Here is a 25,567-nt window from a genome sequence, read left to right as displayed (position 1 = left end):
ACAGACTGCCACCGCTGCCAGGCAGGGGCAAGCGCCCAAGGAGGGCAAAATCGCACTTCCCCCCTTTTGCCGGATCGACTAGCCTCGCACCCATGACAACAGCTTACCTCACGCATCCCGACGCCCTGCGCCACCAGACACCGCCCGGACATCCTGAACAGGTTGCCCGGATCGAAGCTATTTCCGAAGCGCTTTCGGCCCCGGAATTCGCTTCGCTCTTGCGGATCGACGCCCCTTTGGCACAACAGGCGCAGCTTCTGCTCTGCCATCCCGAAGCTTATATCGACCGTATCCGCAAGGCGATTCCCGCTGCCGGGATCTATCAGCTTGATGCCGATACACATGTATCGAACGGGTCTTTCGATGCGGCCAGCCGTGCTGTCGGCGGCGCCTGTCACGCGATTGATCTGGTCATGGCAGGAACGGCCCGGAACGCCTTTGTCGCGATGCGGCCTCCTGGCCATCACGCCGAAACCCAGACACCTATGGGCTTTTGCCTGTTCGGGACCGTCGCGATAGCCGCCAGACATGCCATGGAACGGCACGGACTGACCCGCGTGGCCGTGGTGGATTTCGACGTGCATCATGGCAATGGCACGCAGGATCTTCTCTGGTCCGAGGCGCGCAGTTTCTTTGTTTCCAGCCATCAGATGCCGCTTTGGCCGGGCTCGGGTCGACCGGAAGAACGCGGCGCGCATGGCAATGTACTGAATGTACCGCTTGCCCCCGGCACGGATGGCGCAGGTTTCCGGCAAATCTATGAAGACGCGGTGCTTCCGCAACTCGACCGCTTCGCGCCGGAGCTGGTGATCGTCTCGGCAGGGTTTGATGCGCATCGCGACGATCCCCTGGCGCAGCTCTCATTGGTCGAGCAGGATTTCGCCTGGGTCACAGGCGCTTTGTGTGACATTGCCGCGCGCCATGCCAGCGGGCGTCTGGTCTCTTGCCTCGAAGGCGGCTACGACCTGTCGGCGCTGGCGGCAAGCGTCGCGGCGCATATAAGCGTGCTGATGGAGAAAGGCGCATGAGCGACAAACCTGTTTCCGAAATGAGCTTCGAAGAAGCCCTGCGCGCGCTGGAAGATATTGTGACCCGGCTGGAACGCGGAGATGTGGCACTCGATCAGTCGATCACCCTCTATGAGCGTGGCGCGGAGTTGAAGAAACACTGCGAGGCCCGGCTGAACGCGGCGCAGATGCGGGTCGAGGCGATCCGGCTGGCCGAGGATGGCACCCCGAAAGGCACGGAGCCGTTTTCCGCATGAGCGATTTCGCCCGTGCACTGGCCGAAGCAGCGCGCCAGATCGCGGCGCGCCTGCAAGCGGAAATCGGCTTGTTGCCGGAATCCGATGTACGGGACGCCATGGCTTATGCCGCGCGGGGCGGCAAGAAACTGCGCGGCTTTCTGGTGCTCGAATCGGCCCGTCTGCACGGCGTTTCTCCCGAAATCGCGCTGCAGGCCGCCGCCGCGATTGAAGCGATGCATGCCTGTTCGCTTGTGCATGATGACCTGCCCGCCATGGATGATGACGACCTGCGCCGCGGTCAGCCGACCGTGCATGTCAAATGGGACGAGGCCACGGCCATTCTGGCGGGCGATGCCTTGCAGACCCTGACCTTCGGGCTTCTCGCGCGCCCGGATGCCGCCCCCTCGCCAGAAGCCCGGCTGGACCTGATCGCCAGCATGGCGCAGGCTGCGGGCGCGGCCGGAATGGTCTATGGTCAGGCGCTCGATATCGGTGCCGAGACCGCGACCGTTCCGCTGACCCTGGAAGAAATCACGGTGTTGCAGGCTGGCAAGACCGGGGCGCTGATCGAATGGTCTGCCTGCGCCGGTGCCCGGATGGCGCAGGCCGATACTGGCCCGCTGGCGCGCTATGCCCAGGCACTGGGGCTTGCCTTTCAGATTGCGGATGACATCCTTGATGTCGAGGGCGATGCTAGCCTGGCCGGAAAGCGGCTGCAAAAGGACGCGGCGGCGGGCAAGGCGACATTCGTCTCGCATCTGGGGCTGGAGGGCGCGAAAATCCGCGCAAAGACCCTCGTTGAACAAGCCCAGGCCGCCCTTGCCCCCTATGGAAAGAAGGGCCAGATGTTGCGACAGACGGCAGAATTCGTTATCGCCCGTCAGAACTGAACGCTTCAGCGACCGCAACGGGAAGAGCAGACCATGCCGAATACTCCGCTACTGGACAAGGTACGCTTCCCCGCGGATCTCAAATCGCTCAGTGACCGGGAATTGCGCCAACTGGCGGATGAACTGCGCGCCGAGACGATTGCCGCCGTATCCGAAACCGGTGGCCATCTGGGCGCGGGGCTGGGCGTGGTGGAACTGACAGTCGCATTGCATGCGGTCTTTGACACCCCGCGCGACCGGCTGATCTGGGACGTATCGCACCAATGCTACCCGCACAAGATCCTGACAGGTCGCCGTGACCGCATCCGAACCTTGCGCCAGAAGGACGGGTTGTCGGGTTTCACCAAACGCAGCGAATCCCCCTATGACCCATTCGGCGCCGCGCATAGCTCGACATCAATCTCGGCCGCACTGGGATTCACAATGGCACGCGAATTGGGCGGCGCCCCGGACCCCGCGCTGGGCGACGCGATTGCCGTTATCGGCGATGGGTCGATCAGCGCAGGCATGGCCTATGAGGCGCTGAACAATGCGGGCCATCTGGGGCGGCGGATGTTCGTCATCCTCAATGACAATGAAATGTCGATTGCGCCCCCTACCGGGGCGATGTCCTCTTACCTGTCGCGGCTCTACACCGACAAGCCGGTTCAGGAACTGAAGAACGCCATGAAAGGCGCGCTGTCGCTGCTGCCCGGTCCGATCCAGCAGGGTGCGCGTCGCGCGAAGGATCTGCTCAAACATGTGACCGTTGGTGGCACGCTCTTCGAGGAACTGGGCTTCAACTATGTCGGCCCGATTGACGGGCATGATCTGGAACAGTTGCTCTGGGTCTTCCGCACCCTGCGCGAGCGCGCGGACGAACCGATGCTCATTCATATCCTGACCAAGAAGGGCAAGGGCTACGCCCCCGCCGAGGATGCCGCCGACCGCGGCCATGCGCGCGCGAAATTCGATCTGGTGACAGGGAAGCAGCAGAAAGCCCCCTCGAATGCACCGAGCTATACCAAGGTATTCGCCGAAAGCCTGATTGCGGAAGCGCAGCGCGATGACAGGATCGTGGCGGTAACTGCGGCCATGCCGGACGGGACGGGGCTTGATCTGTTCGCGAAGCATTTTCCCCAGCGCATGTTCGATGTGGCGATTGCCGAGCAGCATGGCGTGACCTTCTGCGCGGGGCTGGCCGCGGGCGGCATGAAACCCTTCTGTGCGATGTATTCGACCTTTCTGCAGCGCGGCTATGATCAGGTCGTGCATGACGTGGCAATCCAGCGTCTGCCGGTGCGTTTCGCGATTGATCGCGCCGGGCTGGTCGGCGCGGATGGGGCCACCCATGCGGGCAGCTTCGATATTGCCTATCTCGCCAATCTGCCGGGTTTTGTCGTCATGGCCGCCGCAGATGAGGCCGAACTCGTCCATATGGTCGCGACCGCTGTCGCCCATGATGATGGCCCGATTGCATTCCGCTTCCCGCGTGGCGAGGGCGAAGGCGTGGAGATGCCCGAGCGCGGCATGCCGCTGGAAATCGGCAAGGGCCGTCTGATCCACGAAGGGTCGCGCGTGGCGATCCTGTCTTTCGGGACGCGGCTGGGCGAAGTGCTCCGCGCCTGCGAATCCCTGAGGGCGAAGGGCATCTCACCGACTGTTGCCGATGCGCGCTTCGCCAAGCCGCTGGATCGTGACATGATCCTGCGACTGGCACGGGACCATGAGGCGCTGATCACCATCGAAGAAGGCGCCATTGGCGGCTTCGGCAGCCATGTCGCGCAGCTTCTGGCCGATGAAGGGGTTTTCGACCTGGGGATAAAGTTCCGCTCGATGGTCCTGCCCGATATCTTCATAGATCAGGCCAATCCGCGCGACATGTATGACGTCGCGGCGATGAACGCCCCGCAGATCGAAGCCAAGGTGCTGGATGTTCTGAGCATCGCCCAACTGGGCAAACGGGCGTGACGACTGCCTTCACTCCGCCGCGATAGCTACTGGCAGCGGGACCAGCCGGATATCCCCGGCCTCCAGCCCCTGCGCATTTGCAACAAACGCGATGACATGCCCCTCCAAGCGGATCTCTGCCATGTCGGGCGCGGTATCAGAGAATGTCACCGTCACCTCCGGCGCCGCGATCCGGTCCGTGTCGAAATAGAGCGCGATCTGGTCCATTTCAGGCGTGTAATCCATGATCGTCGCCGGGCTGGCACCCGCCAGCCAGTCGCCCAGCACAAACTGATCCGCTCCTTCACCGCCATGCAGGACATCGCCCTGACCGGCGATAAGAATATCATCCCCTGCCCCGCCATTCAGCGTGTTCTCGCCACTGATGTCGTTTCCGTCCTCGTCGAACCATGCCCCGACCAGCGTGTCATTGCCCGCGCCACCGAATAGCAGGTTGTCCCCCGCTCCGGCAATCAGCAGATCATCCCCCCATCCCCCGATCAACGTGTCATTGCCTGTGCCACCAATCAGCGTGTCATGCCCTTCGCCACCCTGCATGTGGTTATTGCCGCTATCGGCTTGCAACAGGTTGTCCCCGCCCGCCCCGATCAGCGTATCATCGCCTGCGCCACCGATCAGCGTGTCATTGGCCGCGCCACCGTTCAGCCGGTCATCCTCATCCGTGCCGATCCGCACAACCGGCTGTGGTGGCTCTGCCGGAGGAAAATGATCACTGCTATGGACGCGCTCGTCCAGTTCATCGAATAATCCGGCATCCCCGTTCACGGGCAGCCCGCCCATCGGCGCGCCATCCGCGAGCGGATAAATGTCGTGTTCTGACAAGGACAGTTCCTGCAACATACCCGCAAAAGCTGCAGTAGAACCGCTGTCATCGGCCTTGTCGCCCTCGTCGCGTCCCGTATGGTCGTCGTTATCGTCATCGTCATCTGCATTGGCGATAGCGCTGTAGCCATGATCCAGAAAGGATGTCGCCGACAGCGCTGCGAGCAGTCCCAAGACGAGCCACATAAGTCATCACCCTTGCTGGCGACCGGATGGGCCGCATTCCCCAGAGGTGATTATGACTCACGACAGATGCATTAACTAAGCAGATTCACCTTTTACCCTCTGGAAAAGTTTAATCTTGGTTAACGACCCGAGAACAGACGCCGCCGCGCCACAATCGGGGCTTTTCTTTCTCCTGTTTCTCGGCTAACCGACCTGCGCGTGCTACTGCTGCATGACAGGGCCATGCTGGACGACATCCCGGCCTGCGCCGTCCACTTCAAACCAAAGGAGATCCCGATGTCGATTACTGTTGAAGACAAGACCCAGCTCATCAAGGATTTCGCCCGCGCCGATGGCGACACCGGCTCGCCCGAAGTTCAGGTCGCCGTGCTGACCAAGCGCATCACGAATCTGACCGAGCATTTCAAGACCCACAAGAAGGATAACCATTCCCGCCGTGGGCTTCTCAAACTGGTTGCGACCCGCCGCAAGCTTCTTGACTACCTCAAGAGCAAGGATGAAGGCCGCTACCGGGATCTGATCGGCAAGCTCGGCATCCGTCGCTGATCTGCCGGAACAGACCGAATTCGACGCCCGCCAGACTGGCGGGCGTTTTTCGTTTCCCCGGAAAAGCCTGCCTCCGGAGGGCTCGACAGGGCTGGACAATTCTTGCATGACCGGGCCAGAACTGAGCGTCAGTCAGCAGGGAGGGTACAGCATGGACAATTCAGCTTTGGCCGATGCGGTACTTGCCGGCGACCGCCGCGCCCTTGCACGCGCCATCACCCTGGTCGAAAGCACCAGACCCGAGCATCGCGCCGCTGCGGATATGCTGCTGGAACGCCTTGCGGGCGCGGGACGGCAGGCCATACGCATCGGCCTGTCGGGAACACCGGGTGTCGGAAAATCCACCTTCATCGAAAGCTTCGGCCTGATGCTGGTCAGCCGGGGCCTGCGCGTGGCGGTTCTGGCGGTCGATCCCTCCAGTGCACGCACCGGCGGCTCGATCCTTGGTGACAAGACGCGGATGGAACGGCTGGCACGCACACCGGACGCATTCATCCGCCCCAGCCCCAGCCAGTCGCATCTGGGCGGCGTTGCCCGCCGCACGCGCGAGGCTGTGGCCCTGTGCGAGGCCGCCGGTTTCGACATCGTTCTGATCGAAACCGTGGGCGTCGGCCAGTCCGAAACCGTCGTTGCCGAACTCTCGGATGTGTTCCTGCTGCTGCTGGCCCCGGCGGGGGGCGACGAATTGCAGGGCGTCAAGCGTGGCATCATGGAAGTGGCCGATATGATCGTGGTCAACAAGGCCGATGGCGACCTGAAAGCCACCGCCACCCGCACCTGCGCGGATTATGCGGGTGCCTTGCGCCTGCTGCGCCGCCGCCCCCAGGATCCCGAAGGCTTCCCCAAAGCGATGACCGTCTCTGCTCTGGCCGATACCGGGCTGGATACAGTCTGGGAGGAGATCCGCACATTGGTCGACTGGCGCCGCGAGTCGGGGCATTTCGACGCGATCCGCAAGGCTCAGGCGCGGTTCTGGTTCGAAGCCGATCTGCGCGAAGCCTTGCTGGCGAGATTGCGCAGCACAGAAGCACGCAAGGCATTGGAGATGCTGTCGGATCAACTCGCGGATGGCGAGATTACCCATACGCGCGCCCTCGCGCAAATGCTGCACGATCACCTGAACGCATGACACCGACAGCACCCGGATATCAGTCACCACCACCCTGCAAATCGGCAACGGAATCGCTTGACGCCGCAGCGGTTACACCATAGAAGCCCGCAATGTCACACCGGCGCTGCTTTGCAGTGCCTTTTACTTTGTGTTTGCCAAAGCAGAATCTGGCAACCATCAGTCGAGGAAAAGCCCATGTCGCGCCGCTGCGAACTCACCGGAAAAGGCCCGATGACGGGCAACAATGTCAGCCACGCAAATAACAAGACTCGCCGTCGCTTCCTGCCCAACCTGCAGGATGTCTCGCTTCAGTCGGAAGCGCTGGGCCGCAGCTTCAAGCTGCGCGTATCCTCTGCCGCCCTGCGGTCGGTCGATCACCGTGGCGGTCTGGATGCCTATCTCGGCCGTGCGAAAGACGAAGAGCTTTCGGCGAATGCCCTGAAGATCAAACGCGAACTGTCGAAGGCACAGGGCGCAGCCTGATCCTCACGTCTTGCATGTCAAAGCCCCTGCATTTGCGGGGGCTTTTTTCATTGCTGCCCCGACGGATGCGCGTTGCAGGCGCTTGGCCAAACGGCTATTCAGCGAATGTGGTCCCGTAGCTCAACTGGATAGAGCAGCCGACTTCTAATCGGCAGGTTGAGGGTTCGAGTCCTTCCGGGATCACCACCTTCAAAGTAATTGTTCCAAACAGGGAAGCTCTGTTCTTGCGGGGACCGGATTCGCCTGCCCCTTCGACGGGACCGCAGAATGCGTGCGCCCAAATGGAGACCAGGCGGAACCTGCGGCTCAGCTCAAGAACCAGTGCACGCCAAGTCAGGCGATCAAGCCCCTTTCTTGCTTCGACCTGCCACAGCCCAGGGGCTGCATCTGCATGACGCGGTTACAGACCGCATCGAGCAATGTCGTGTCATGGCTGACAAAGACGATAGCTGCGCCCTTGCGGGCCAGATGCGACAGGCCCGCAAGGGCGCGCGCCTTCTGTTGGGGATCAAGCGCGCTGGTGGGTTCGTCCGCCAGCACAAGGCGCGGCGCGGCAAGGCTGGCGCGGGCGAGCGTCACGCGTTGGCCCTGTCCGGTGGACAAGGTGCCGGGACGCGCGTCCGGGCGTATATGGGACAGCCCGAACTCTGCAAGGGCCATGCAGGCGGCAGCCGTCTGGGAGACTGGCGGCACGCGCAGGGGCCCGGTCGTCACGGGTTCGGCCACGATGCGCGACAGCGGCCAGCGCGGGTTCATGCTGGACAGAGCATCCTGAAACAGGGTCAGAACCTCGCCGTTCCGCGGGGCGCGGGCGACACCGTCGCGCAGCACCGTGCCGCGAGCGGCGGGCAAATGCCCCGCCAGCACAGCCAGAAGCGTGCTTTTGCCAAGGCCAGAGCGCCCTGCAACGCCGAAGATCTCGCCTGCGCGCAGGCTGAAGGACAAAGGCGGGGCGAGCTGCCGCCCGCCGCGCACAAGCACCAGATCGGTCGCTTGCAGAACCACATCCGTGCCGGACGGTCGCGCCGGTGGCAGCGTGCCGCTCTCACGAAAGTCCTGCAACGGGGCGGGCAAGCGGCCTGCAGCAAATGCAGTGCGGGGCGCGCGGGCCGTGATGCGCCCTTCTTCGATCAGCAGCACCTGATCGGCATAGCGCGCCACCAGCGGGAGGTCATGGCTGACGATGACCGTCCCGGGGGCGCCCGCGCGCAGGCAGTCCATCACAGCCGCTGCCGTATCGGCATCCACGGCCGAGGTCGGCTCATCCGCCAGAACAACCGGCGGGGCCAATGCCACAGCGGCGGCGATATTGGCGCGTTGCAGCATGCCGCCCGACCATTCATGCGGGTAGTGATCCAGCATCGCAGGATCCAGCCCCAGCTGCGCGCAAAGGGCTGCGATGCGCGCGGCATCCGGCCGAAGCCCATGCGCGCGCCAGGCTTCCTCCACATGGGCGCGAACGGTCCGCAGGGGGGCGCAGGCGTCAAAGGGGTTTTGCGCGACAAAGCCGATCTCGCGCCCCAATCGCGCGCGCAGGGCGGCCCGGTTGGAGAGTGCAATAGCGCCGCTGCCCGTCCGCATCTGCCCCCGCACCTTTGCAGAGGGCGGCAACATCCCCAGAAGCGCGCGCAGCAGCGTTGTCTTGCCGCAGCCCGACAGCCCTAGAATGCCCAGTGCCTGCCCCGGCATCAGATCGAAGCTGATATCGCGCAACACCTCAGTGCTGCCATAGGCGACCGAGAGGCCCGTAACAGACAGAAGCGGTAGGGTCATGAGCGCCCCTCCGGCGTTGCAAGATCGCGCAAAGCCTCGCCCAGCAGGTTGGAGGCAAGGACAGACAGAAAGATGCAGGCGGCGGGTGCGATCAGAAGCCAGGGCGCGATGGTGAACATGAAGCGCGACTCGGCCAGCATCGCGCCCCATTCGGCATGGGGCACCTGCACCCCCAGCCCAAGGAAGGAAAAGGCCGAGATCGCCGCGATCTGCCCGCCCAGCCCCAAGGTGCCGAGCACCAGAAGCGGCCAGAAGACCGGCGGCAGGACGTGATGCAACACCACGCGCCATTCGGGCACGCCGATCTGCCGGGCGACTGTGGCGGCGGGGCTGCGCACGGCTTCAAACGCGCAGGCGCGCGCGATGCGCGCCTTGTAGGCCCAATCCGCCGCGATCAGTGCGATCAGCAGATTGCCATAGCCCGGACCCAACAGGCCGATCACAGCAAAGGCCACGATCAGCCCGGGCAGCGCCATGACCACATCGACAAAGCGCATCAGGGCTGCGTCCACCCAGCGCCCGGCAAGGGCGGCCAGTATGCCCATGATCATTCCGATCAGCGTGATGGCCACACCGACCAGAACCGCGCCCCCAAGCGACCGGCGCGCGCCGTCCAGAAGCCGCGAAAGCTGGTCGCGACCCGTGGCATCCGTGCCCAGCCAATGCCCCGGCCCCGGCCCGCGCAGCGCATTGGCGTAATCGGGCAGGTTGGGCGGATGCGGCGCCAACCATGGGCCGAAAAGCGCGACTACCGCCAGCGCAACCACCAGCGCCAGCCCCCAACCGCCCGACGGATGGCGCATCATCTTTCGGACCAGCCCATCAGGCGGCAGGATGAGCGTCCTCTCGGGCAGGCGCGTGCGCATCAGCATCAGCGCACCGCGCCCGCGCGCATGCGCGGGTCCATCAGCAGCGCCAGCGCATCGACCAGCAGGCTTGCACCGACATAGGCCAGGGCTGCAATCAGCACGAAAGCCTGAATGACCGGCACATCGCGCACGGAAAGCGCTGTCAGCACATGCGCGCCGATGCCGGGCCAGGTGAAGATCGTCTCCAGAATGGGGGCGCCGCCGATCAGCCCCCCCAGGCTGATCCCCAAAGCCGTCAGCCAGGGCAGCATTGCTGCGGGCAGCGCATAGACCGTCAGCACACGCCGCGGTCGCGCACCGCGCGCGCGGGCAACATCGGCGGGCCCGCGGGCCAAATGTTCGATCAGGCCAGCGCGCAGAAGCTGCGTCCAGCCTGCAGCGCGGTCGATTCCCAGCACAGCAGCGGCAAAGACCAGCGTCGCCCCAGCGCCGCCTGATAGCACAAGCCCCACGCCAAGACCGACGACGACGAATTGCAGCAGCAAAAGCGCCAGCACAAAGGACGGCAATGCCGCCAGCACCCGCGTATAGGCCAGCACCAGCCGGTCCGGCCAGCGCCCGACCCATCGCGCGGCCACCAGCGCCAGCGCAAGCGACCACGCGACTGAGATGACGAAGGATAGGCCCACCAGATAGAGTGTCGCAGGCAGGCGGCGCATCAGCCCGTCCCAGACCGGCTCGCCCGTGCGCCAGGACAGGCCGAAATCACCCTGCAGCACCCCGGCCAGCCAAAGCAGATACCGCTGCCAATAGGGCTGATCGAGGCCGAAGCGCTCCCGCAGTTCTGCGATCTGCGCGGCGGTCGGTTCCTCGACGCGGCGGGCCTGCAGGATCATTTCCGCAGGATCACCCGGCGCCAGCGGCAGCATCAGCCAGACGAGCAGGCTTGCGCCAAAGGCGGCCAGCACGCCTTGTATCAGGCGCAAGCCCAGGGCGCGGGCCATGCCGCGCCCCGGAAAAGGGAAAACGCTTACTCGCAAGGCGCAGTCAGCCACGACACATGATAGAGCGCAAAGCCCGGCGGGTAGCAGGCGTAGCGATCATTCACGATGACCCGATCCAGATGGATATTGTAGGAAAACGCAAAGGGGTCTTCCTCCCACAGGATCTCTTGCACGCGGTGAAGGATGGCCCTACGGCGGTCGGGATCCGCCTCGGTCGCAAGTTCGGGAACCAGCGCATTGACCTCTGCATTGTCATAGCCCCCGTAATTGCGCCGCCCGCCTGGCAGAAGATAGGAGTTCAGGAAGTTCTGCACCCGTCCCCAGCTCGCCGCCCCGCTTGAGACCATCGCAATATCCCATCGGTTCGACGGCTCCATCAGGGCCTGATTGATGCCATCGAAGCTGACGACGTTGGCCTCGATTCCCAGCCGGGCATATTGCGCCTGCACTGCGGTCGAAAGCGGCACAAGGTCAGGCTGCTGCGGATAGATCGCCAGCGTGAGCGCCAGCCTTTGGCCGTCCCGCCGACGAATGCCGTCTGGTCCGGGCACCCAGCCGGCTTCGTCCAGCAATGCGGCCGCCTCGCTCAGGTCCGTGGTGTAGTTTTCCAGCGCGAAGGGCAGGTTCTGCGCGTAAAGCGATGTCGCCTGTGCAACGCCGCCGCGAAACACGTCTTCAGCGATCTCGCGGAAATCGGTGGCGCGCAGCACAGCCTTGCGCAGGGTTGCATCGGCCAGAAGCCCCTGCTGCAGGTTCATGAATCCCGTGAACCCACCGGTTGCGAGTGCGCCGAGATTGAAATGCACCCCCGGCGTGGCATCGACCGCAGGCCGCGCGGCCAGTGGCGGGTAAAGCGCGATATCGGCCTCGTCATTCTGCAAAGCCAGAATGCGGGCATTCGCGTCGGGCACGAAAGCCAGTGTCAGCCCCGGCAGCGCGGGCTTGCCCTGCCAGTAACCTTCATGGGCGACAGCCACCATGCGCGTTTCGTCAAGCGCGGTCACTTCATAGGGGCCTGTGTAGATACCCGCCCCGATCAGTTGCGCCCAGTCCTCACCCACTTCGGCCACGGCTTCCGCATCAAGGATCAGGAACACGGATTCATCCGCCAGAACGCCCGGCAATTCCGGCCAGGGCTCAGGAGTTGTGACACTCAGTTCCAGCGGGCCAGTCACGGAAAAGACAGCCCCTTCGGGCACCGATCCGCGCGCCGAGGCCGAATTGGCGATGGCCGCTTCGATCGCGGCCAGAACGGCTTGCGCATCGACAGGCTTGCCGTTCTGAAAGGTGATCCCGTCGCGCAGGGTCATCACCCAGCGCGTGGGCTCGGGCTTGTCGAGCGCTTCCAGCAGCCAGGGGTGATGCGCGCCGTCATCGCGAAACTGCATCAGCAACTCTGCCTGCCCGAATTCCTGCATCCAGAATCCCTGAGTCCACGGATCCATGCTGTTGATGGTGAAGGATGTCACCATGCGCAGGGGCGGATGCGCGTCATCGGCAGCGACGGCCATGGGCAGCGCGAGGGCTGCGGCCCCTGCGAGCAGGGCGCGGCGGGAAAGGGTCAGGATCATTCAGGCTTCCTTCCTGGTGGTGAGTGATTGGGCGCGCAGGCCGCCGGGGCGTTCGGCCAGCCGCAGTTCAGGGGCGTCAAGACCTTGGCCGATGACATCGGTCACAAGGCGCTGTAGCGCCGCTTCATCGGGGATGTGAAACCAGTCCCCCTGTGGATAAAGCGCCACAAGCGGCCCCTGATTGCAGGGATAAAGGCATCCCGTCGTCGTGGTCAGGCAGCGATCCGACAACCCGGCTTCCGCCAGCGCCTGCTTCAGGCGCAGCTGCAGCGTTCCTGCCCCGCGAAAGGCGCAACGCGGGCCAGTGCAGACCAGAAGATGGGTGTCGAAATCGGGCAGGAATTGCCAGCCGGGCTTGCCAAGGCTTGGGCGGGTGGCCTGCGCACTGGAAACGCGGGCGGATTGCGTCAGCGGCACAAGGGCAGCGGCCGCGTCTTCCGGCTCGGGCGGGGTGGCAAGCTCGACCTGCATGTCGCCCGCTTCATTCGCGGCGAAATGGGCCACGGCACCGGGCAGCCAGGCGCGGATATTGGCGGCCATCGGAAAGCCCGTCGGCAACACGCACACATGGCCCGCGCCCGCATCCCGCGCGGCGCGCAAGGCGCTGGCCAGCCCCTCTCCGCTTCCCTCCAGCCGCACCACTGTCAAGGGCTGGGCATAGATCTGCCGCGCGGCCTGATGGATGGCCGCAAGCATCCGCGCTTCATCCCGCGCCGACAGGCTGGGTTGCGACACGCACAGGATGATGTGATCGGGGTCTGTGGTCATGACCGGCCACTCGGCACCGGGCCGGGCAATGCTGGACGCCTATGCGGCACCCACAGATTCTTGTTCACGGGCCTCAGGCCCGCTGGGTGCCTGTGCTTTGTATCGTGATCTGTTGCCACAACATGTCCTTTCTGCGCCGTACAGGGGCAGGCGAAGCAGGACAATGCTTTTGGGCGCGGGATGGCGCGCTTGCGTCATGGTCAGCACTCCTCCGGGACACCCCGCCCGGGTTGGGTTTCAATGCGTGATGGCAGGTCTCCTGACTCGCGGGTCGTAGCGTGCCTGCACCTTCCCACCCGTCCGGGCAGTGGTTGTCGCAGGATTGCTCGCCGCCTACAGTTGCGGGGGCAGTCGCGGAATTGGGGAGATGATCCCCGCACCGCATTCCCTTTTTATCCGCAGCCCTTGCGGGCCCCGGAACCATCAGGGCCACGATGCAACGGCCCGCATCCAGCGTCAAGATCAAACCGGATTGCGCGACCACAGTGTCAGTCATGCGCAGCGCGAAACGCCATGGCCCCGCGCAATCTACCCCAGGTCGCAGCGGATTGACGGATGCCGCGCCCGGTTCAACGATGCTGGCCAAGCAAAACGAGATAGCTCATGGGCGACGGCGCATTTTGGTGAAGCCGCGTTGCACTTGCACCATCAAAGCCATGCCTCAGATATGCATATGAAAACAGCCTCTTACAGGCGCACCCTGGTCCATGAATCGCTTGGGCGAGCACCCACTGGCGGAAGCCGCGCCGCGTGACGGCACATTCGGCGCTATTCCGTCTTTACCAATTCCGGAAAAACGAAAGCCCGGAAGGGGACAGCCCCCTTCCGGGCAAAACTCACCTCCGCGACCTGTGGCCGCGTGCCTTATCCGTCCTTGCGAATGGTCGCGTTTGACGGATCATAGGGGCTGTCGCAGGTCACAACCGCATCCCAAAGCTGATCAAGCATCCGGACCTTGAGCTTTGTGCCCTCAACCGCCAGATCAGGGCGGACATACCCCATGCCGATGGATTTGCCGAAGGCCACCGAGTACCCGCCCGAGGTCAGACGCCCGATCTTGGTATCGCCGTCATAAAGCGCCTCACGGCCCCAGGGGTCTGCATCCGCAGGCCCGTCAATCAACAAGGTGCAGCATTTGGCACGCACACCCGTCTCTTCCATCGCGGATTTACCATGGAACTCCTTGGACAGGTCGATAAACCGCGGCAGGTCAGCCTCCAGCGGGGTGGCATCACGGCCCAGTTCATTCCCAAAGGCACGGTAGGATTTTTCCTGCCGCAGCCAGTTCTGCGCCCGCGCCCCGACAAGCTTGAGACCCACATCCGCGCCCGCAGCCATAAGCTGGTCGAAGAGGTAATTCTGCATCTCGATCGGGTGGTGCAATTCCCAACCCAACTCGCCCGTATAGGCAACCCGCACCGCCCGGACCGGGCACATGCCCAGTTCGATATTGCGCATCGTCAGCCAGGGGAACCGCTTGTTCGACAGGACGGTTTCAGGATTGGCATCCTTCACCAGCTTGCCAAGCAGATCCCGCGACTTCGGCCCGGCGACGGCAAAGACACCCCATTGGGTTGTCACATCATGAATGTCGATCCAGCCAAATTCAGCCATCTTGTCCTCGGCCGCCTTGCGCAGGAAATCCCCGTCATAGGCGGTCCATGCGCCGGCCGAAATCAGGTAATATTCATGCTCGGCCAGCCGGACGATGGTATATTCCGTGCGCACCGTACCCGCAGAGGTCAGCGCATAGGTCAGGTTGATCCGCCCGACGCTTGGCAGCTTGTTGCAGGTAAACCAGTCCAGAAACGCCGTCGCGCCGGGGCCGCGGACCAGATGCTTGGTAAAGGCCGTGGCATCAATCATGCCCACGCCTTCGCGGATGGCTTTCGCCTCTTCCACCGCATACTGCCACCAGCCGCCACGCCGGAAGCTACGTGCCGCATGATCGTCAAAGCCCTCGGGCGCGTAGTAATTCGGACGTTCCCAACCATTCACCTGCCCGAATTGCGCGCCTTGCGCTTTCACCCGGTCATAGCAGGGCGCCGTGCGCAGCGGACGGCAGACTTCGCGCTCTTCATCCGGATGGTGCAGCACGAAGACATGCTCATAGCATTCCTCATTCTTGCGCGCGGCATATTCGGTGGTCATCCATGACCCGTAGCGCTTGGGGTCAAGCGCCGCCATGTCGATTTCAGCCTCGCCCTGGACCATCATCTGCGCAAGGTAATAGCCAGTCCCCCCGGCGGCGGTGATCCCGAAGCTGAACCCCTCGGCCAGCCACATGTTCCGCAATCCGGGGGCCGGGCCGACCAGCGGGTTGCCATCCGGCGTGTAGCAGATCGGGCCGTTGAAATCATCCTTCAGACCCACGGTCTCCGAAGACGGAATCCGGTGGATCATGGACATGTATTCTTCCTCGATCCGCTCCAGATCCAGCGGGAAGAGATCCGCGCGGAAGCTCTCGGGCACATCATAAAGGAAGCGCGCGGGCGCATTGCGCTCATAGGGGCCAAGGATCCAGCCGCCACGCTCTTCGCGCACATACCATTTCGCATCCGCATCCCGCAGAACCGGATGCTCGGGATTGTTCTTGCGATATTCGACCAGCATCGGGTCAGGTTCGGTGACGATATACTGATGTTCGACCGGAATTGCCGGGATCTTGATCCCCAGCAGGCGCGCAGTGCGCTGGGCGTGGTTGCCGGTCGCGGTGACGACATGCTCTGCTGTGATCTCGAACCGCTCTTCCGAGGGCACAAGATTGCCGCCCTTCTCGACCATGCGGCTGCAGGACACCACCCATTCAGACCCCGTCCAGCGATACCCGTCGACCTGCACCTTGCGCAGGATCTCGGCACCGAACTGGCGCGCGCCCTTGGCCATGGCCTGCGTCACATCCGCCGGATTGATATAGCCATCTGTCGGGTGAAAGATCGCGCCGCGCAGATCTTCAGTATTCACCAGCGGCCAGCGGTCCTTGATCTGGGCGGGCGTCATCCACTCATAGGGAATCCCCACAGATTCGGCGGTTGCCGCGTAGAGCATGTATTCGTCCATGCGCGCCTGTGTCTGGGCCATCCGCAGATTGCCCACGACCGAGAAGCCGGCATTCAGCCCGGTTTCGGCCTCCAGCGACTTGTAGAATTTCACACTGTAATCATGGATATGGCTGGTGGCATAGCCCATGTTGAACAGCGGCAGCAGACCGGCGGCGTGCCAGGTCGACCCCGAGGTCAGCTCATCGCGCTCCAGCAGCAGCGTGTCCCATCCTGCCTTTGCCAGATGATAGGCAATCGACGCGCCGACCGCACCCCCGCCGACGATGAGCGCTTTGACATGCGTTTTCATTCAGGAACCTCCGACAGGATAATGGCTGCAATCCTATTCGCAAATCCTGCGAAACCGGGGAAAGGCTTTGCCGACTAACGACAGTTGAAAAACGACCTATGGTCATCTTCGGCCCGATTGGTTCCGGGATCCGTCAATCTGGCCCAAGCACTGCAACGCCCGAACCGCAGCGCCGGGTGTGCACAGACCAAAGCTGCCCTTGCCGATCTGACCGCAGCTACTGCACGATCATTTCCGCATGCAGCGCACCGGCTGCGTTGATGCTGCTCAATATGTCGATCATGTCGCGCGGGGAAACCCCGAGCGCGTTCAGCCCGGCCACGATTTCCGACAGGGACGTCCCGCCGCTGAACTCGGCCAGACTGGTCGCGGGCCGGTCGTCCAGACCGACCTGTGTTCGCGGCACCACAATCGTCTCCCCCTCCGCAAACGGATTGGGCTGCACGACCAGCGGGGTCTCCTCGACCCGTAAGGTCAGACCGCCCTGCGCGACGGCCACGCGACTGATGCGCACGTCCGCGCCCATGACGATTGTCCCCGAGCGCTGATCAACAACCACCCGCGCGCGTGTTTGCGGCGTGATCAATAAATTCTCGATCCGCGCCAGAGCATGCGCCGGGGAGGACATGCCCGTGGCCGCAAGATCCAGCACCACGGTTCCCGGATCCGTCATGACCGCGACGGGTCGGCTGAACATGCTGTTGACCTGCTGCTCGATCAGCGCCGCCGTTGTAAAATCCGGAACGCGCAGGGCCAGACGGATGCGCGACAGGCTGGAGAGATCGAAATCCACTTCGCGTTCGACGCGCGCGCCCATCGGGATCGTGCCAGAGGTCGGAACACCGCGAACCTCGCGCGCGCCCTGCCCTTGCACCGCAGCCCCACCCGCAATGACCGTACCCTGAGCAACCGCATAGATGGTCCCGTCGGCACCGTTCAGCGGCGTCATCACCAATGTCCCGCCCAGCAGACTGCTCGCGTCGCCGATGGCAGAAACCGTCACATCGACGCGCCCGCCCGCGCGCGCGAAAGGTGGCAGGCTGGCCGTGACGATCACTGCCGCGACATTCCGGGGCCGAAGCTGCTCGCCGGTGACATTGACACCCAGCCTTTCCAGAATATTGGAAAGAATATCTTCGGTGAAGGGCGCGTTGCGCATTCCGTCACCCGTCCCGTCCAGCCCCACAACCAGACCATAGCCCAGCAGATCATTGCCACGCACGCCATCAAATTCCACAAGATCCTTGAGCCGAACCGACGCGTCAGCGACTGCCACCATCAGAAACGGAACCATCGCGCAGAACAGAAACCGCAGCATCGCTCCTGTCATCGCAGGTATTCCGCAAGACGCAGACGCGAGAGTCGCGCCGTGATCGCATAGATCATCTCCAGCTGGCTCATGGCCTGTTCGAGCTTGCTGGCGGCGTCGTAGGGATCGACCGCGAGCAGCTCTGCGTGTGCAATCGCAAGACTGCTGTGCTCCGCCTCGGCCCGGCTGGATGCTGTGGCCGCGCGCTCTTCCGCGACCCCGAGACGCGCCGACAGATCCAGCAGTGCCTGCGAGGCTGCTTTCAGCGGCAGGGCGTTTTGCAGAACGATCATACGCTTCCCGGCCGCATCAACGCCGGGAAGACCACGGTCGAGCACCGCACCTGTCGCCAATGCAGCAAGCGCTGTTCTGATCGCGCTGTCCTGCGCCGTGACGGACAGACGGATTTCCGTCCCATGGCCCAGGCTGATTGCGGCCGGAATCACCGGGCCACCAAGATATCCGAAACTGTCAAATCCACCACCCGGCGCGAACCACGCATCGATCTGGCTTGCCAATATGGACGGATCGACCGGAACAGGAATGTCTGACATCAGCGCGTCGAGTATGGCTTCCGGCATTGCCAGCGCCGGACCATCGCCACGCGTTCCGGCGAAAAGCGTGCGCTCGCCAAAGCTTGCATTCAGCAGCCGCACGACATCCGAAAACGCATTCGCCATCCCCGCTGTTACGCGCCCGAGGGAGGCCGCGTCGTTGAACAGGCCAAGGCGCTGCGCATCCAGCGAAAGCTGCTCGGTCTTCTGCATGACCTCGCCGATGACGGATTGCTGCGCGGCAAGAAAAGCCGCTGTTATCTGCGCGAGGTTCTTCCGGTCGGCAGCAAGGACCAGCGACTGCTCCATTGCAGCGAGCGCGGACACGTTCCCGTTCAGATGCTGGAGCCGGTCATGGGCCTGGCGGGTTGTCATTTCTGTGGACAGGGTTGAAAGAGCGGCTTTGAGTCGCGCATTCTGCCGCCCGAGCGAGATTGTGCGGGTCATGTCGCCGAATGTGGTGGGAAGCATGGCTCAGATCTCCAGAATGGTGCGCAACATGGCATCGACCGTGGATAGCACGCGCGCATTGGCGCTATAGGCCTGTTCCAGAACCAGAAGCTTGCCGAGTTCTGCGTCAGTATCGACCCCTTGCGCCGCGAGGGTTTCACTGAGCATGCCGACACGCGCCGCATTGAAACTGTTGCGCTGATCAAGGCCGAGCCGATGCGTGCTGATGACAGACAGGAGATCTGTCGCATGCCCCTGTGCCGAGCGCATGGGCGACAGGGCTGCGCCCGATGGCGTCGGCAGATCCAGCGCACGCGCCAACCGATCCAGCACCGAATTGTCCAGCACATCCCCGGGATCTGGTGCCGCAAGGCCTGCGCGAAGCCGCCATGCTGCACCGCCTTGCGAGGGGTCCAGCGCCGGATTGATGGCCATCAACCCCGCGATTCCGTCCAGCGCAGCAGGCACTGTGGCGCGCCCCGCAAGGCTGAACAGACCGAACGCCCCGGCATCAAGACTCGGATCAATCTCCGGCCCGGAGAAGCGGGCGATCAAATCCGCAGCCAGCAGGTCAAGGTCGCGCTGGACTGTCGGCGCCACCTCGTCGCGCAGTTTCAGGAACGCGCCAAGCGTACCGGCCGAGAAAATCACCGAGTTCGCGGCGATCTCCCGGCCATTCAGCATAACGGGGGAAAGCGCGCCGTTTTCAACCCGATCCCCGGCACCGGGAGCAGGACTGCGGGAAAAACTGAACTGCGCCGCATCGCGATCGACCAGGATAGAGCCATCGCGGGCCATCAACATGATCCGACCGTCATCGCGCATGAACTCTTGTACGGGAAGGCGCTCAGAGAGCTTGTCCACAAGCGCCTGACGCATATCCATCAATCCCTCGGGTGCCCCTCCCAGAAGGGTCTGGCGCTGAATCTTGCGGTTCAACTCCGCGATATCCTTCAAGGCAGCGTTCACCCACTCGACCTCCTGCGCGAGACCGGCATCCGCCCTGTCGCGCTCGGCACCCAGAAGATCGTGCATCCCTCTGATCTTCGCGGCGATATCGCCTGCCGCCTGAATGCCTTGCTGCAAGACTGCGGGCTGATCCGGTTGCAGACTGGCGCGCTGCAAGGCCGTACCGAGCCGGGTGATGCTTGCCCCGAGGCTTCCGTCATCACCAGGCAGACCAAGCCCGGTTTCCAGCTTCTGCCAGAACGCGCCAAGCAGCGCGTCGCCTTTTGCCTGGCTACGCGCCTGTCGCAGATCGCCGAGCAAGAGCTGGTCCATATGTCGGGTAACGCCCGTCATGGCCACGCCACTGCCTGTCCCGCCATGCACGCGTGCCGCCTGGGTAAGCGAACGCACACCATAGGCTTCGGTCTGCGCATTCGCGATATTGTCGGCAACGATCTGCGTCCCGCGCGCGGACAGGGTCAGACCGCTCAAAGCTGCGGAAACGGCCAGAGAGAGTGACATGATCAGAACTCCCGCAATGTCGCTCAACGTTTGATATTCGTGGTTTCCTGAAACATTTCATCGACGGTCTGGATGACCTTTGCATTCGAGGAATAGGCGCGCTGGGTCTGGATGAGCCCCGTCAGTTCGGCGGCGACATCGGTCGCGGATTCCTGCAAGGCGAAGCCCACAAACTCACCCACCGGACCATCGCCAGCATCCCACAGAAAGAAGGGTCCGCTATCACGCGAGACCTGAAATGCCTGCGCGTTGCGGGCGGTCAGACCATTCGGGTTGGGCACATCGACAATCGGGATACGAAACAGCGTCCGGCGGAAACCCTGGTCGTATACAGCGTCAAGATTGCCATTTGTATCAACCATCAGCCCGACAAGGTTCCCTGCGCCGAAACCGTTCTGCTCCACACCGGCGGGCGAGAAGGTCGCCCCGCGCTGAACGATTCCGCCCCCCTCGCCGATCCGCCCGATGGCAAACCCGATCTGCTGCCCGTCAGCCTCGATCAGCATCTGACCTGTCGCGGGGTCGTAATCACCACCTTCGGCGCTTGTCCTGTCCACGGATAGCAGCGTACCCCCGCGCCCCGGTGCGTCATCGAACACAATCTCATAGCTTCCCAGAACATCGCCGGACTGCGCATGCGTGAGCTGCAGTTGCCACCGGTTCGAGGCCGTCGGCGGCGTCAGGCTGGGCGTCATTTCAACATCTATCGTCTGGGAAAGACCCAGTTCGTTGAAATACTCGACCAACATGCGATACGGTTCCCCCGAGGCGGTGGGCAAGGTGGCCGAAGCCGGGAGATTGACGCCGAAGCGGATATTCGTCGTTGCAAGAAAGGACTGCTGGTTGACTGCGATCTGAATCGGTCGCAACCCCGCGATGCTGTCCCGCGGAAAAACCGGAATCGTACCGTCCGGGTTGGCGGGCCAGCCCAGCAGTGTATTCCCGGCCGAATCGCGCATATAGCCTTGCGAATCCTGCCGGAACGACCCCGTGGTGGTCAGCAGCAAGGGCGCCGTGCCATCCTGCAACCTTGCCCCGAGATCCGTGGTCACCGGTAGGAAACCGCGCCCGGAGATCGCAATATCGGTTGCATGCTGTGTGCCGATCAGAGAGCCGCCCTGATCGACAAGGCGCTGTGAGGTGGTGCGCACTCCGCCTGCAGCATATTCCCCCTGCCCGGCCACGCCGGACCCCACCACCATCGAATGGAAGGATGTATTGGCCCTGCGGTACCCGTAAGTGGCCGAGTTCGCGATATTGTCCGAAATCGTGGCGAGCCGGGTCGCATTCGCGCGCAGCCCGGCAACGCCCGCGTTCATCGAGGAAGAAATGCTCATATCCGCTCCAGACCGAAAGTGATTCTCTTCTTCAATCTGACTTCAAGCCCTTAACATACGGCTAAGGCATCAGGGATCCTCTGCCCGAAGCAACAAGATCAGTTCGATCCGGTTGTTTCTGGTCGCGGTCCTTGGCGTGACCGCAGGCACGCGATCGGCATTGCCCGTCACACGATGCACCCGCAGTTCCGGAAACCCCGCGGTTTCCATCAGGCCTCTCATCGCTTCCGCGCGGGCGATGGTCATGGTCCAGACAGGGTTCTCCAGAAAGACCGCGGGAAAGCTGCGGGCATGGGCACTGATCGCAACCGGATTGGAGACGGTGAGGAAGACGTCGGTCATAATATCCGTCAGCAGGTGCAGGACCGGGCGGGGCTGATGCGTTTCAGCGTCAAATAGCGGTCGGCCATCGAGGTCGAACAACTCGATCAGCAGCCCCTCATCCGTCATGCGGATTGCGACATGCTCGAAGGCTTCCCCAAGGAAATCATCTGCCGCAAACCGGGCTTCCAGCGACTCGACGACCCGTTCCAGTTGCTCAAGATTCTCACGAGATTTCTCGCGGGTGGCAACGTCATCAGTGATCGAGTCCACCAAAGACAGCGCCTTGCCGCCAAACACCCCGTCACTGCCCGCCGAGTCGGTCTGGACAGCGAATGTCGCCGAGAAGTAATCGGCCACGCCTTTGCGTTTGTCATCCTCCACCGTGCCCAGAAGCCAGAGCATCAGGAAAAACGCCATCATCGCGGTCACGAAATCCGCATAGGCCACTTTCCAGGCACCGCCATGATGCCCCCCGCCCGCCACCACGCGCTTGCGCCTGATGATCACAGGCCTGACATTGTCAGATCGGTTCATAAATCCACCCAAGTTTTCACCCTTATTCACTCTACGCGGGACGCCTGAATCAGCGGTTAATCTCGGACTGGACCGGTCCTGATCCGATCACAAATGCATCAGAAACCGGGCTGAGCATGGATTTGTCAGCATGACAGATCGCAAGGGGGGATTACAAATGCACAGAAGGCCGCTAAAATGAAAGAAAAAGAGGCAGTGATGAGCAGAGCAATCCTATTGCTGACAGTCGTGTTGGCACTTGCGGCATGTGGCGGCCGAGGAGGCAATTTCTCCGCGCCACGCAATCTGGAAAACGCATGTCTGATGGAGCGCGAGCGCCCGCAGTATTTCTCGGCCATGCGCGCAACCGAGCGACGCTGGGGCATACCCCTTCCGGTGCAGATGGCCATCATCCACGCAGAAAGCCGTTTCATCGGGGATGCCCGGACACCGGTGCGCTATACGCTTGGCGTGATCCCGATGGGCCGGCAATCCTCGGCCCTTGGCTATTCGCAGGCGCTCGACGGCACCTGGGATGAATATGTGCGTGAAACCGGAAATCGTCGTGCCTCGCGCACGAGTATCGCAGACGCGACCGATTTCATCGGCTGGTACAATAACAAGTCCCGCGAACGCAACGGCATTGCGCTGACGGATGCGCGCAACCTGTATCTGGCCTATCACGAAGGTCATACAGGGTTTGCGCGCGGGTCATACAATGCCAAGCCTTGGCTCATCGGAGTCGCGGATCGAGTCGCGTCGCGCTCGGCAATGTATGATCAGCAACTGCGCGGCTGTGGTCGCCGCTGAGCGGCGATATTTCCTGCCGCGCGTGCATGTCCGGTGCCCGCCCGGACGGTCAGTTCGCACATGATCTGGGCATTCCCCGCATGACCGGGGAATATCCGAAATTTATCCGCCCGGCACACGTATCTGACGCTTCTGCAGGACAGGGTCCTTGCCGGAACCGCCGCACCATCTTGCCACCCATTCCGTAAAATTTCATTGTCATGCCGCATTTTTGTCCAAACTGACCGCGAGTTTGTACTCAGGCAATCCAGGGCAGAAAAAGGCGATGGTCATGTTCACGAACGATGATTCAGGTGGAAACAAGGTGACAGGCTTTCTGAAAGGATCGCTGTTCTCGCGACAGCAGAACGCGGGCGAAGCGAATGACCAGATCGACACGCGTCTGGAGTTGCTGTCCGAGAGCCTGTCCGCCCGCCTGCCGCAACGCGGCTATATCAGACACTGACCATCAGATCCGGCAGATCCAGAACCTGCATCAGTTCCCGCAACTCCTGACGGGCAGCGACATGCGACATGGTCATCGTCTCGCCGCCCGCATCCGCCAGATCCAGCAAGGTCAGCCCCTTGGGGAACAGCTCACGGAAGATCACGCGCTCGCTGAAACCGGGTGCCAGCCGGAACCCGATACGGCGCGACAATTCTTCCAGCGCGTCGCCCACCTTGCGCTTGTTATGCATCGCAGTGGTTCCCATACGATTGCGCAGCACCACCCAGTTCAGCGGCTTCAACCCGGATTGCGCGCGCACCTGACGCGCCTTCCAGACCATTTCGGAATAGATCGAGGGGGCAAGAACCTTGCCGGTTTCCGGGTCCGTGCGCGCCAGAAGATCGAAATCGATGAAACTGTCATTGATCGGCGTGATCAGCGTATCCGCGACAGAATGCGCGAACTGGCTGTAGCGGGTATGCGATCCAGGGCAGTCAATCACGATGAAATCGCATTCCGGCGCCAACGCTTCAAGCGCCGCGCTCATGCGCGCGTCATGCAGTTGCGGCCCCTCGGGCAGATCAAAGCTTTGCGCATCGGGCAAGGGCATATAGCGCGGCCCCGGCAGGCTGAGGCCCGCGCGTGCAGTCCAGTTGGCCCGGTTCTCGATATACCGCCCGAAGCTGAGCTGGCGCACATCCAGATCCATGGCTCCGACCCGCAGGTCCATCCGCGCCAGCGCCACCGAGACATGCATCGAGACCGTGGACTTGCCGGAGCCGCCCTTTTCATTGCCCACCACGATGATATGCGCCACGCTTGATGCTCCTGTCCTCAGGCGGTTTTCCGCCTCTCATCTAGGCCGGGCGCGAGGCGGTTACAAGCCAAGACGCAAACCGCGCCAAGATATTGTTCCGGCATAGAAAAAAGGCGCAGGGTTTCCCCTGCGCCCGTTCCGTCGGCCCGTTGGTTTCTCAGAAACCCAGACCTGCATATTTGTTCTTGAACTTCGACACCTTGCCGCCGGTATCCAGCAGGCGCGACGAGCCACCGGTCCAGGCCGGGTGCACGCTCGGGTCGACATCGAGCGACAGCGTGTCGCCCTCGGCGCCCCAGGTCGATTTCATCTGGACAACCGTGCCATCGGTCATCTTGACATTGATCAGGTGGTAATCGGGATGCGTATCGGCTTTCATCGCAGCGCTCCTCAGGCTTTCGCGTCCAGCGGACGGTAGTTCGTTTTCTCGGCGATCCGGGCAGATTTGCCGCGACGATCACGCAGGTAATAGAGCTTCGCGCGGCGCACGCGGCCACGGCGCACAACCTCGATGCTGTCGATATTGGTCGAGTAAAGCGGGAAGACACGCTCCACACCCTCGCCAAAGGAGATCTTGCGCACGGTGAAGGATGCACCGATGCCGTTGCCGCCCTTGCGGCCAATGCAGACGCCTTCGAAATTCTGCACGCGCGAACGAGTGCCTTCGGTCACTTTGTAACCGACGCGGATGGTGTCACCGGCCTTGAAATCCGGGATGGTCTTGCCAAGCTCTGCGATTTGCTCGGCTTCAATCTGTGCGATCAGGTTCATCGCTGGTCCTCTGTACTTGCACGCGGGTTTGCCCACGCTGGTGATGCTGGCCAAGAGCTCTGATCTTCGACCGGGTCCGCCTTGCGCCCGTCAGAGATTGGTCACGCTTCTGGTCTTGCCTTGCGCTGTCCCGCGGCCTGCCGAAGCTGTCAGGTCTGGGAAAGGCGCGAGGGTCCACATGCCGATTCTCCGGCAGCAGACCGCGTCCTGTTACGGCGCGGCAGCGGTTGCGTCAAGCCTCTTGGGCCTTCAACGCACAAACCCCGCAATGCCAT

General features: G+C 62.8%; 24 protein-coding genes, 1 tRNA gene and 1 riboswitch. Of the genes, 10 read left to right on the top strand and 15 right to left on the bottom strand.

Annotation, left to right across the window (positions count from 1 at the left end; all coding sequences use genetic code 11):
* Nucleotides 1–92: 92 nt before the first annotated feature.
* From BG457_RS01120 to dxs, 4 genes are read left to right on the top strand one after another with little or no spacing between them, the layout of a single operon-like run.
* On the top strand, nucleotides 93–1,028 hold the full coding sequence (locus tag BG457_RS01120; protein ID WP_071795084.1) for a histone deacetylase family protein: 936 nt from the start codon (nucleotides 93–95) through the stop codon (nucleotides 1,026–1,028).
* The gene (locus BG457_RS01115) at nucleotides 1,025–1,264 is read left to right on the top strand and encodes an exodeoxyribonuclease VII small subunit (protein WP_071795083.1); all 240 of its coding nucleotides are present in this window, start codon (nucleotides 1,025–1,027) and stop codon (nucleotides 1,262–1,264) included. The genes BG457_RS01120 and BG457_RS01115 overlap by 4 nt, the downstream gene beginning before the upstream one ends.
* Nucleotides 1,261–2,136 (top strand): polyprenyl synthetase family protein, encoded by an 876-nt coding sequence (locus BG457_RS01110; protein ID WP_071795082.1) that lies wholly within the window; start codon nucleotides 1,261–1,263, stop codon nucleotides 2,134–2,136. The genes BG457_RS01115 and BG457_RS01110 overlap by 4 nt, the downstream gene beginning before the upstream one ends.
* Before the next feature lie 33 nt (nucleotides 2,137–2,169).
* Nucleotides 2,170–4,086, top strand: a complete 1,917-nt coding sequence (dxs, locus tag BG457_RS01105) for a 1-deoxy-D-xylulose-5-phosphate synthase (RefSeq protein WP_071795081.1) — start codon at nucleotides 2,170–2,172, stop codon at nucleotides 4,084–4,086.
* A gap of 9 nt (nucleotides 4,087–4,095) precedes the next feature.
* Here dxs and BG457_RS01100 read toward each other — a convergent pair whose 3' ends face one another.
* Nucleotides 4,096–5,094: a calcium-binding protein gene (locus tag BG457_RS01100; RefSeq protein WP_071795080.1), complete on the bottom strand. Its 999-nt coding sequence runs from the start codon at nucleotides 5,092–5,094 to the stop codon at nucleotides 4,096–4,098.
* A 276-nt stretch (nucleotides 5,095–5,370) separates the two neighbouring features.
* Between BG457_RS01100 and rpsO the strand changes: the two genes are divergently transcribed.
* The 4 genes from rpsO (at nucleotide 5,371) to BG457_RS01080 (ending at nucleotide 7,420) form a co-directional block, all read left to right on the top strand.
* Entirely contained in the window at nucleotides 5,371–5,640 is a 270-nt protein-coding gene (gene rpsO, locus BG457_RS01095) for a 30S ribosomal protein S15 (protein WP_071795130.1), read from the top strand.
* A 151-nt stretch (nucleotides 5,641–5,791) separates the two neighbouring features.
* Complete coding sequence (meaB, locus tag BG457_RS01090) at nucleotides 5,792–6,769, top strand: methylmalonyl Co-A mutase-associated GTPase MeaB (protein ID WP_071795079.1); 978 nt, start codon at nucleotides 5,792–5,794, stop codon at nucleotides 6,767–6,769.
* A gap of 177 nt (nucleotides 6,770–6,946) precedes the next feature.
* Nucleotides 6,947–7,234 (top strand): 50S ribosomal protein L28, encoded by a 288-nt coding sequence (gene rpmB, locus BG457_RS01085; RefSeq protein ID WP_071795078.1) that lies wholly within the window; start codon nucleotides 6,947–6,949, stop codon nucleotides 7,232–7,234.
* A 109-nt stretch (nucleotides 7,235–7,343) separates the two neighbouring features.
* Nucleotides 7,344–7,420: transfer RNA gene (locus BG457_RS01080), tRNA-Arg, on the top strand.
* Nucleotides 7,421–7,567: 147 nt separating this feature from the next.
* On the opposite strand, the gene BG457_RS01075 is transcribed toward BG457_RS01080, so the two are convergent.
* From BG457_RS01075 to BG457_RS01025, 11 genes are all read right to left on the bottom strand, one after another.
* Nucleotides 7,568–9,007: an ABC transporter ATP-binding protein gene (locus BG457_RS01075; RefSeq protein ID WP_071795077.1), complete on the bottom strand. Its 1,440-nt coding sequence runs from the start codon at nucleotides 9,005–9,007 to the stop codon at nucleotides 7,568–7,570.
* Nucleotides 9,004–9,879: an ABC transporter permease gene (locus BG457_RS01070; RefSeq protein ID WP_245770897.1), complete on the bottom strand. Its 876-nt coding sequence runs from the start codon at nucleotides 9,877–9,879 to the stop codon at nucleotides 9,004–9,006. The genes BG457_RS01075 and BG457_RS01070 overlap by 4 nt, the downstream gene beginning before the upstream one ends.
* Entirely contained in the window at nucleotides 9,879–10,820 is a 942-nt protein-coding gene (locus BG457_RS01065; protein ID WP_071795076.1) for an ABC transporter permease, read from the bottom strand. The genes BG457_RS01070 and BG457_RS01065 overlap by 1 nt, the downstream gene beginning before the upstream one ends.
* 26 nt (nucleotides 10,821–10,846) lie before the next feature.
* A complete protein-coding gene (locus tag BG457_RS01060) occupies nucleotides 10,847–12,391 on the bottom strand; it encodes an ABC transporter substrate-binding protein (RefSeq protein ID WP_084657359.1) in 1,545 nt (514 codons plus the stop codon).
* On the bottom strand, nucleotides 12,392–13,159 hold the full coding sequence (locus tag BG457_RS01055) for a (2Fe-2S) ferredoxin domain-containing protein (protein WP_071795075.1): 768 nt from the start codon (nucleotides 13,157–13,159) through the stop codon (nucleotides 12,392–12,394).
* A 232-nt stretch (nucleotides 13,160–13,391) separates the two neighbouring features.
* Nucleotides 13,392–13,599, bottom strand: a riboswitch (cobalamin riboswitch).
* A gap of 424 nt (nucleotides 13,600–14,023) precedes the next feature.
* On the bottom strand, nucleotides 14,024–16,510 hold the full coding sequence (locus BG457_RS01050; protein WP_071795074.1) for a GcvT family protein: 2,487 nt from the start codon (nucleotides 16,508–16,510) through the stop codon (nucleotides 14,024–14,026).
* A 217-nt stretch (nucleotides 16,511–16,727) separates the two neighbouring features.
* Entirely contained in the window at nucleotides 16,728–17,828 is a 1,101-nt protein-coding gene (locus BG457_RS01045; protein WP_071795073.1) for a flagellar basal body P-ring protein FlgI, read from the bottom strand.
* Between the two features lie 8 nt (nucleotides 17,829–17,836).
* On the bottom strand, nucleotides 17,837–18,844 hold the full coding sequence (locus BG457_RS01040; RefSeq protein WP_071795072.1) for a flagellin: 1,008 nt from the start codon (nucleotides 18,842–18,844) through the stop codon (nucleotides 17,837–17,839).
* Between the two features lie 3 nt (nucleotides 18,845–18,847).
* A complete protein-coding gene (gene flgK, locus BG457_RS01035; RefSeq protein WP_071795071.1) occupies nucleotides 18,848–20,293 on the bottom strand; it encodes a flagellar hook-associated protein FlgK in 1,446 nt (481 codons plus the stop codon).
* A 23-nt stretch (nucleotides 20,294–20,316) separates the two neighbouring features.
* On the bottom strand, nucleotides 20,317–21,630 hold the full coding sequence (locus BG457_RS01030; RefSeq protein ID WP_071795070.1) for a flagellar hook protein FlgE: 1,314 nt from the start codon (nucleotides 21,628–21,630) through the stop codon (nucleotides 20,317–20,319).
* 69 nt (nucleotides 21,631–21,699) lie between these two features.
* Complete coding sequence (locus BG457_RS01025) at nucleotides 21,700–22,488, bottom strand: flagellar motor protein MotB (RefSeq protein ID WP_071795069.1); 789 nt, start codon at nucleotides 22,486–22,488, stop codon at nucleotides 21,700–21,702.
* A 198-nt stretch (nucleotides 22,489–22,686) separates the two neighbouring features.
* On the opposite strand from BG457_RS01025, the gene BG457_RS01020 reads away from it, so the two are divergent.
* Together BG457_RS01020 and BG457_RS01015 are read left to right on the top strand one after the other, a co-directional pair.
* Nucleotides 22,687–23,277 (top strand): transglycosylase SLT domain-containing protein, encoded by a 591-nt coding sequence (locus BG457_RS01020; protein WP_071795127.1) that lies wholly within the window; start codon nucleotides 22,687–22,689, stop codon nucleotides 23,275–23,277.
* Between the two features lie 148 nt (nucleotides 23,278–23,425).
* A complete protein-coding gene (locus tag BG457_RS01015) occupies nucleotides 23,426–23,722 on the top strand; it encodes a hypothetical protein (protein WP_139257485.1) in 297 nt (98 codons plus the stop codon).
* On the opposite strand, the gene BG457_RS01010 is transcribed toward BG457_RS01015, so the two are convergent.
* From BG457_RS01010 to rplS, 3 genes are all read right to left on the bottom strand, one after another.
* Nucleotides 23,712–24,521 carry a division plane positioning ATPase MipZ gene (locus BG457_RS01010; RefSeq protein WP_071795067.1) on the bottom strand — a complete coding sequence of 270 codons (810 nt, stop codon included), beginning with the start codon at nucleotides 24,519–24,521 and terminating at the stop codon, nucleotides 23,712–23,714. The genes BG457_RS01015 and BG457_RS01010 overlap by 11 nt on opposite strands.
* A 157-nt stretch (nucleotides 24,522–24,678) precedes the next feature.
* Nucleotides 24,679–24,900, bottom strand: coding sequence for a 50S ribosomal protein L31 (gene rpmE, locus BG457_RS01005; protein WP_071795066.1), 222 nt, complete (start codon nucleotides 24,898–24,900; stop codon nucleotides 24,679–24,681).
* A gap of 11 nt (nucleotides 24,901–24,911) precedes the next feature.
* A complete protein-coding gene (gene rplS / locus BG457_RS01000) occupies nucleotides 24,912–25,292 on the bottom strand; it encodes a 50S ribosomal protein L19 (RefSeq protein WP_071795065.1) in 381 nt (126 codons plus the stop codon).
* Nucleotides 25,293–25,567 lie beyond the last annotated feature (275 nt).

It is taken from the genome of Natronohydrobacter thiooxidans (genome assembly GCF_001884735.1).
GTDB lineage: Bacteria > Pseudomonadota > Alphaproteobacteria > Rhodobacterales > Rhodobacteraceae > Roseinatronobacter > Roseinatronobacter thiooxidans_A.
This window is presented reverse-complemented; position numbering and strand designations above follow the sequence as displayed.

Excerpts from the sequence above, each read along its gene's own strand:
- dxs (WP_071795081.1), top strand. The coding sequence starts at position 2,170 with ATGCCGAATACTCCGCTACTGGACAAGGTACGCTTCCCCGCGGATCTC.
- BG457_RS01075 (WP_071795077.1), bottom strand. The coding sequence starts at position 9,007 with ATGACCCTACCGCTTCTGTCTGTTACGGGCCTCTCGGTCGCCTATGGC.
- BG457_RS01120 (WP_071795084.1), top strand. The coding sequence starts at position 93 with ATGACAACAGCTTACCTCACGCATCCCGACGCCCTGCGCCACCAGACA.
- rplS (WP_071795065.1), bottom strand. The coding sequence starts at position 25,292 with ATGAACCTGATCGCACAGATTGAAGCCGAGCAAATCGCAGAGCTTGGC.
- BG457_RS01050 (WP_071795074.1), bottom strand. The coding sequence starts at position 16,510 with ATGAAAACGCATGTCAAAGCGCTCATCGTCGGCGGGGGTGCGGTCGGC.
- BG457_RS01055 (WP_071795075.1), bottom strand. The coding sequence starts at position 13,159 with ATGACCACAGACCCCGATCACATCATCCTGTGCGTGTCGCAACCCAGC.
- BG457_RS01040 (WP_071795072.1), bottom strand. The coding sequence starts at position 18,844 with ATGCTTCCCACCACATTCGGCGACATGACCCGCACAATCTCGCTCGGG.
- BG457_RS01115 (WP_071795083.1), top strand. The coding sequence starts at position 1,025 with ATGAGCGACAAACCTGTTTCCGAAATGAGCTTCGAAGAAGCCCTGCGC.
- BG457_RS01065 (WP_071795076.1), bottom strand. The coding sequence starts at position 10,820 with ATGGCCCGCGCCCTGGGCTTGCGCCTGATACAAGGCGTGCTGGCCGCC.
- BG457_RS01030 (WP_071795070.1), bottom strand. The coding sequence starts at position 21,630 with ATGAGCATTTCTTCCTCGATGAACGCGGGCGTTGCCGGGCTGCGCGCG.
- BG457_RS01100 (WP_071795080.1), bottom strand. The coding sequence starts at position 5,094 with ATGTGGCTCGTCTTGGGACTGCTCGCAGCGCTGTCGGCGACATCCTTT.
- BG457_RS01045 (WP_071795073.1), bottom strand. The coding sequence starts at position 17,828 with ATGCTGCGGTTTCTGTTCTGCGCGATGGTTCCGTTTCTGATGGTGGCA.
- BG457_RS01110 (WP_071795082.1), top strand. The coding sequence starts at position 1,261 with ATGAGCGATTTCGCCCGTGCACTGGCCGAAGCAGCGCGCCAGATCGCG.
- rpsO (WP_071795130.1), top strand. The coding sequence starts at position 5,371 with ATGTCGATTACTGTTGAAGACAAGACCCAGCTCATCAAGGATTTCGCC.
- BG457_RS01020 (WP_071795127.1), top strand. The coding sequence starts at position 22,687 with ATGAGCAGAGCAATCCTATTGCTGACAGTCGTGTTGGCACTTGCGGCA.
- meaB (WP_071795079.1), top strand. The coding sequence starts at position 5,792 with ATGGACAATTCAGCTTTGGCCGATGCGGTACTTGCCGGCGACCGCCGC.
- BG457_RS01025 (WP_071795069.1), bottom strand. The coding sequence starts at position 22,488 with ATGAACCGATCTGACAATGTCAGGCCTGTGATCATCAGGCGCAAGCGC.
- rpmE (WP_071795066.1), bottom strand. The coding sequence starts at position 24,900 with ATGAAAGCCGATACGCATCCCGATTACCACCTGATCAATGTCAAGATG.
- BG457_RS01060 (WP_084657359.1), bottom strand. The coding sequence starts at position 12,391 with ATGATCCTGACCCTTTCCCGCCGCGCCCTGCTCGCAGGGGCCGCAGCC.
- rpmB (WP_071795078.1), top strand. The coding sequence starts at position 6,947 with ATGTCGCGCCGCTGCGAACTCACCGGAAAAGGCCCGATGACGGGCAAC.
- BG457_RS01070 (WP_245770897.1), bottom strand. The coding sequence starts at position 9,879 with ATGCTGATGCGCACGCGCCTGCCCGAGAGGACGCTCATCCTGCCGCCT.
- flgK (WP_071795071.1), bottom strand. The coding sequence starts at position 20,293 with ATGTCACTCTCTCTGGCCGTTTCCGCAGCTTTGAGCGGTCTGACCCTG.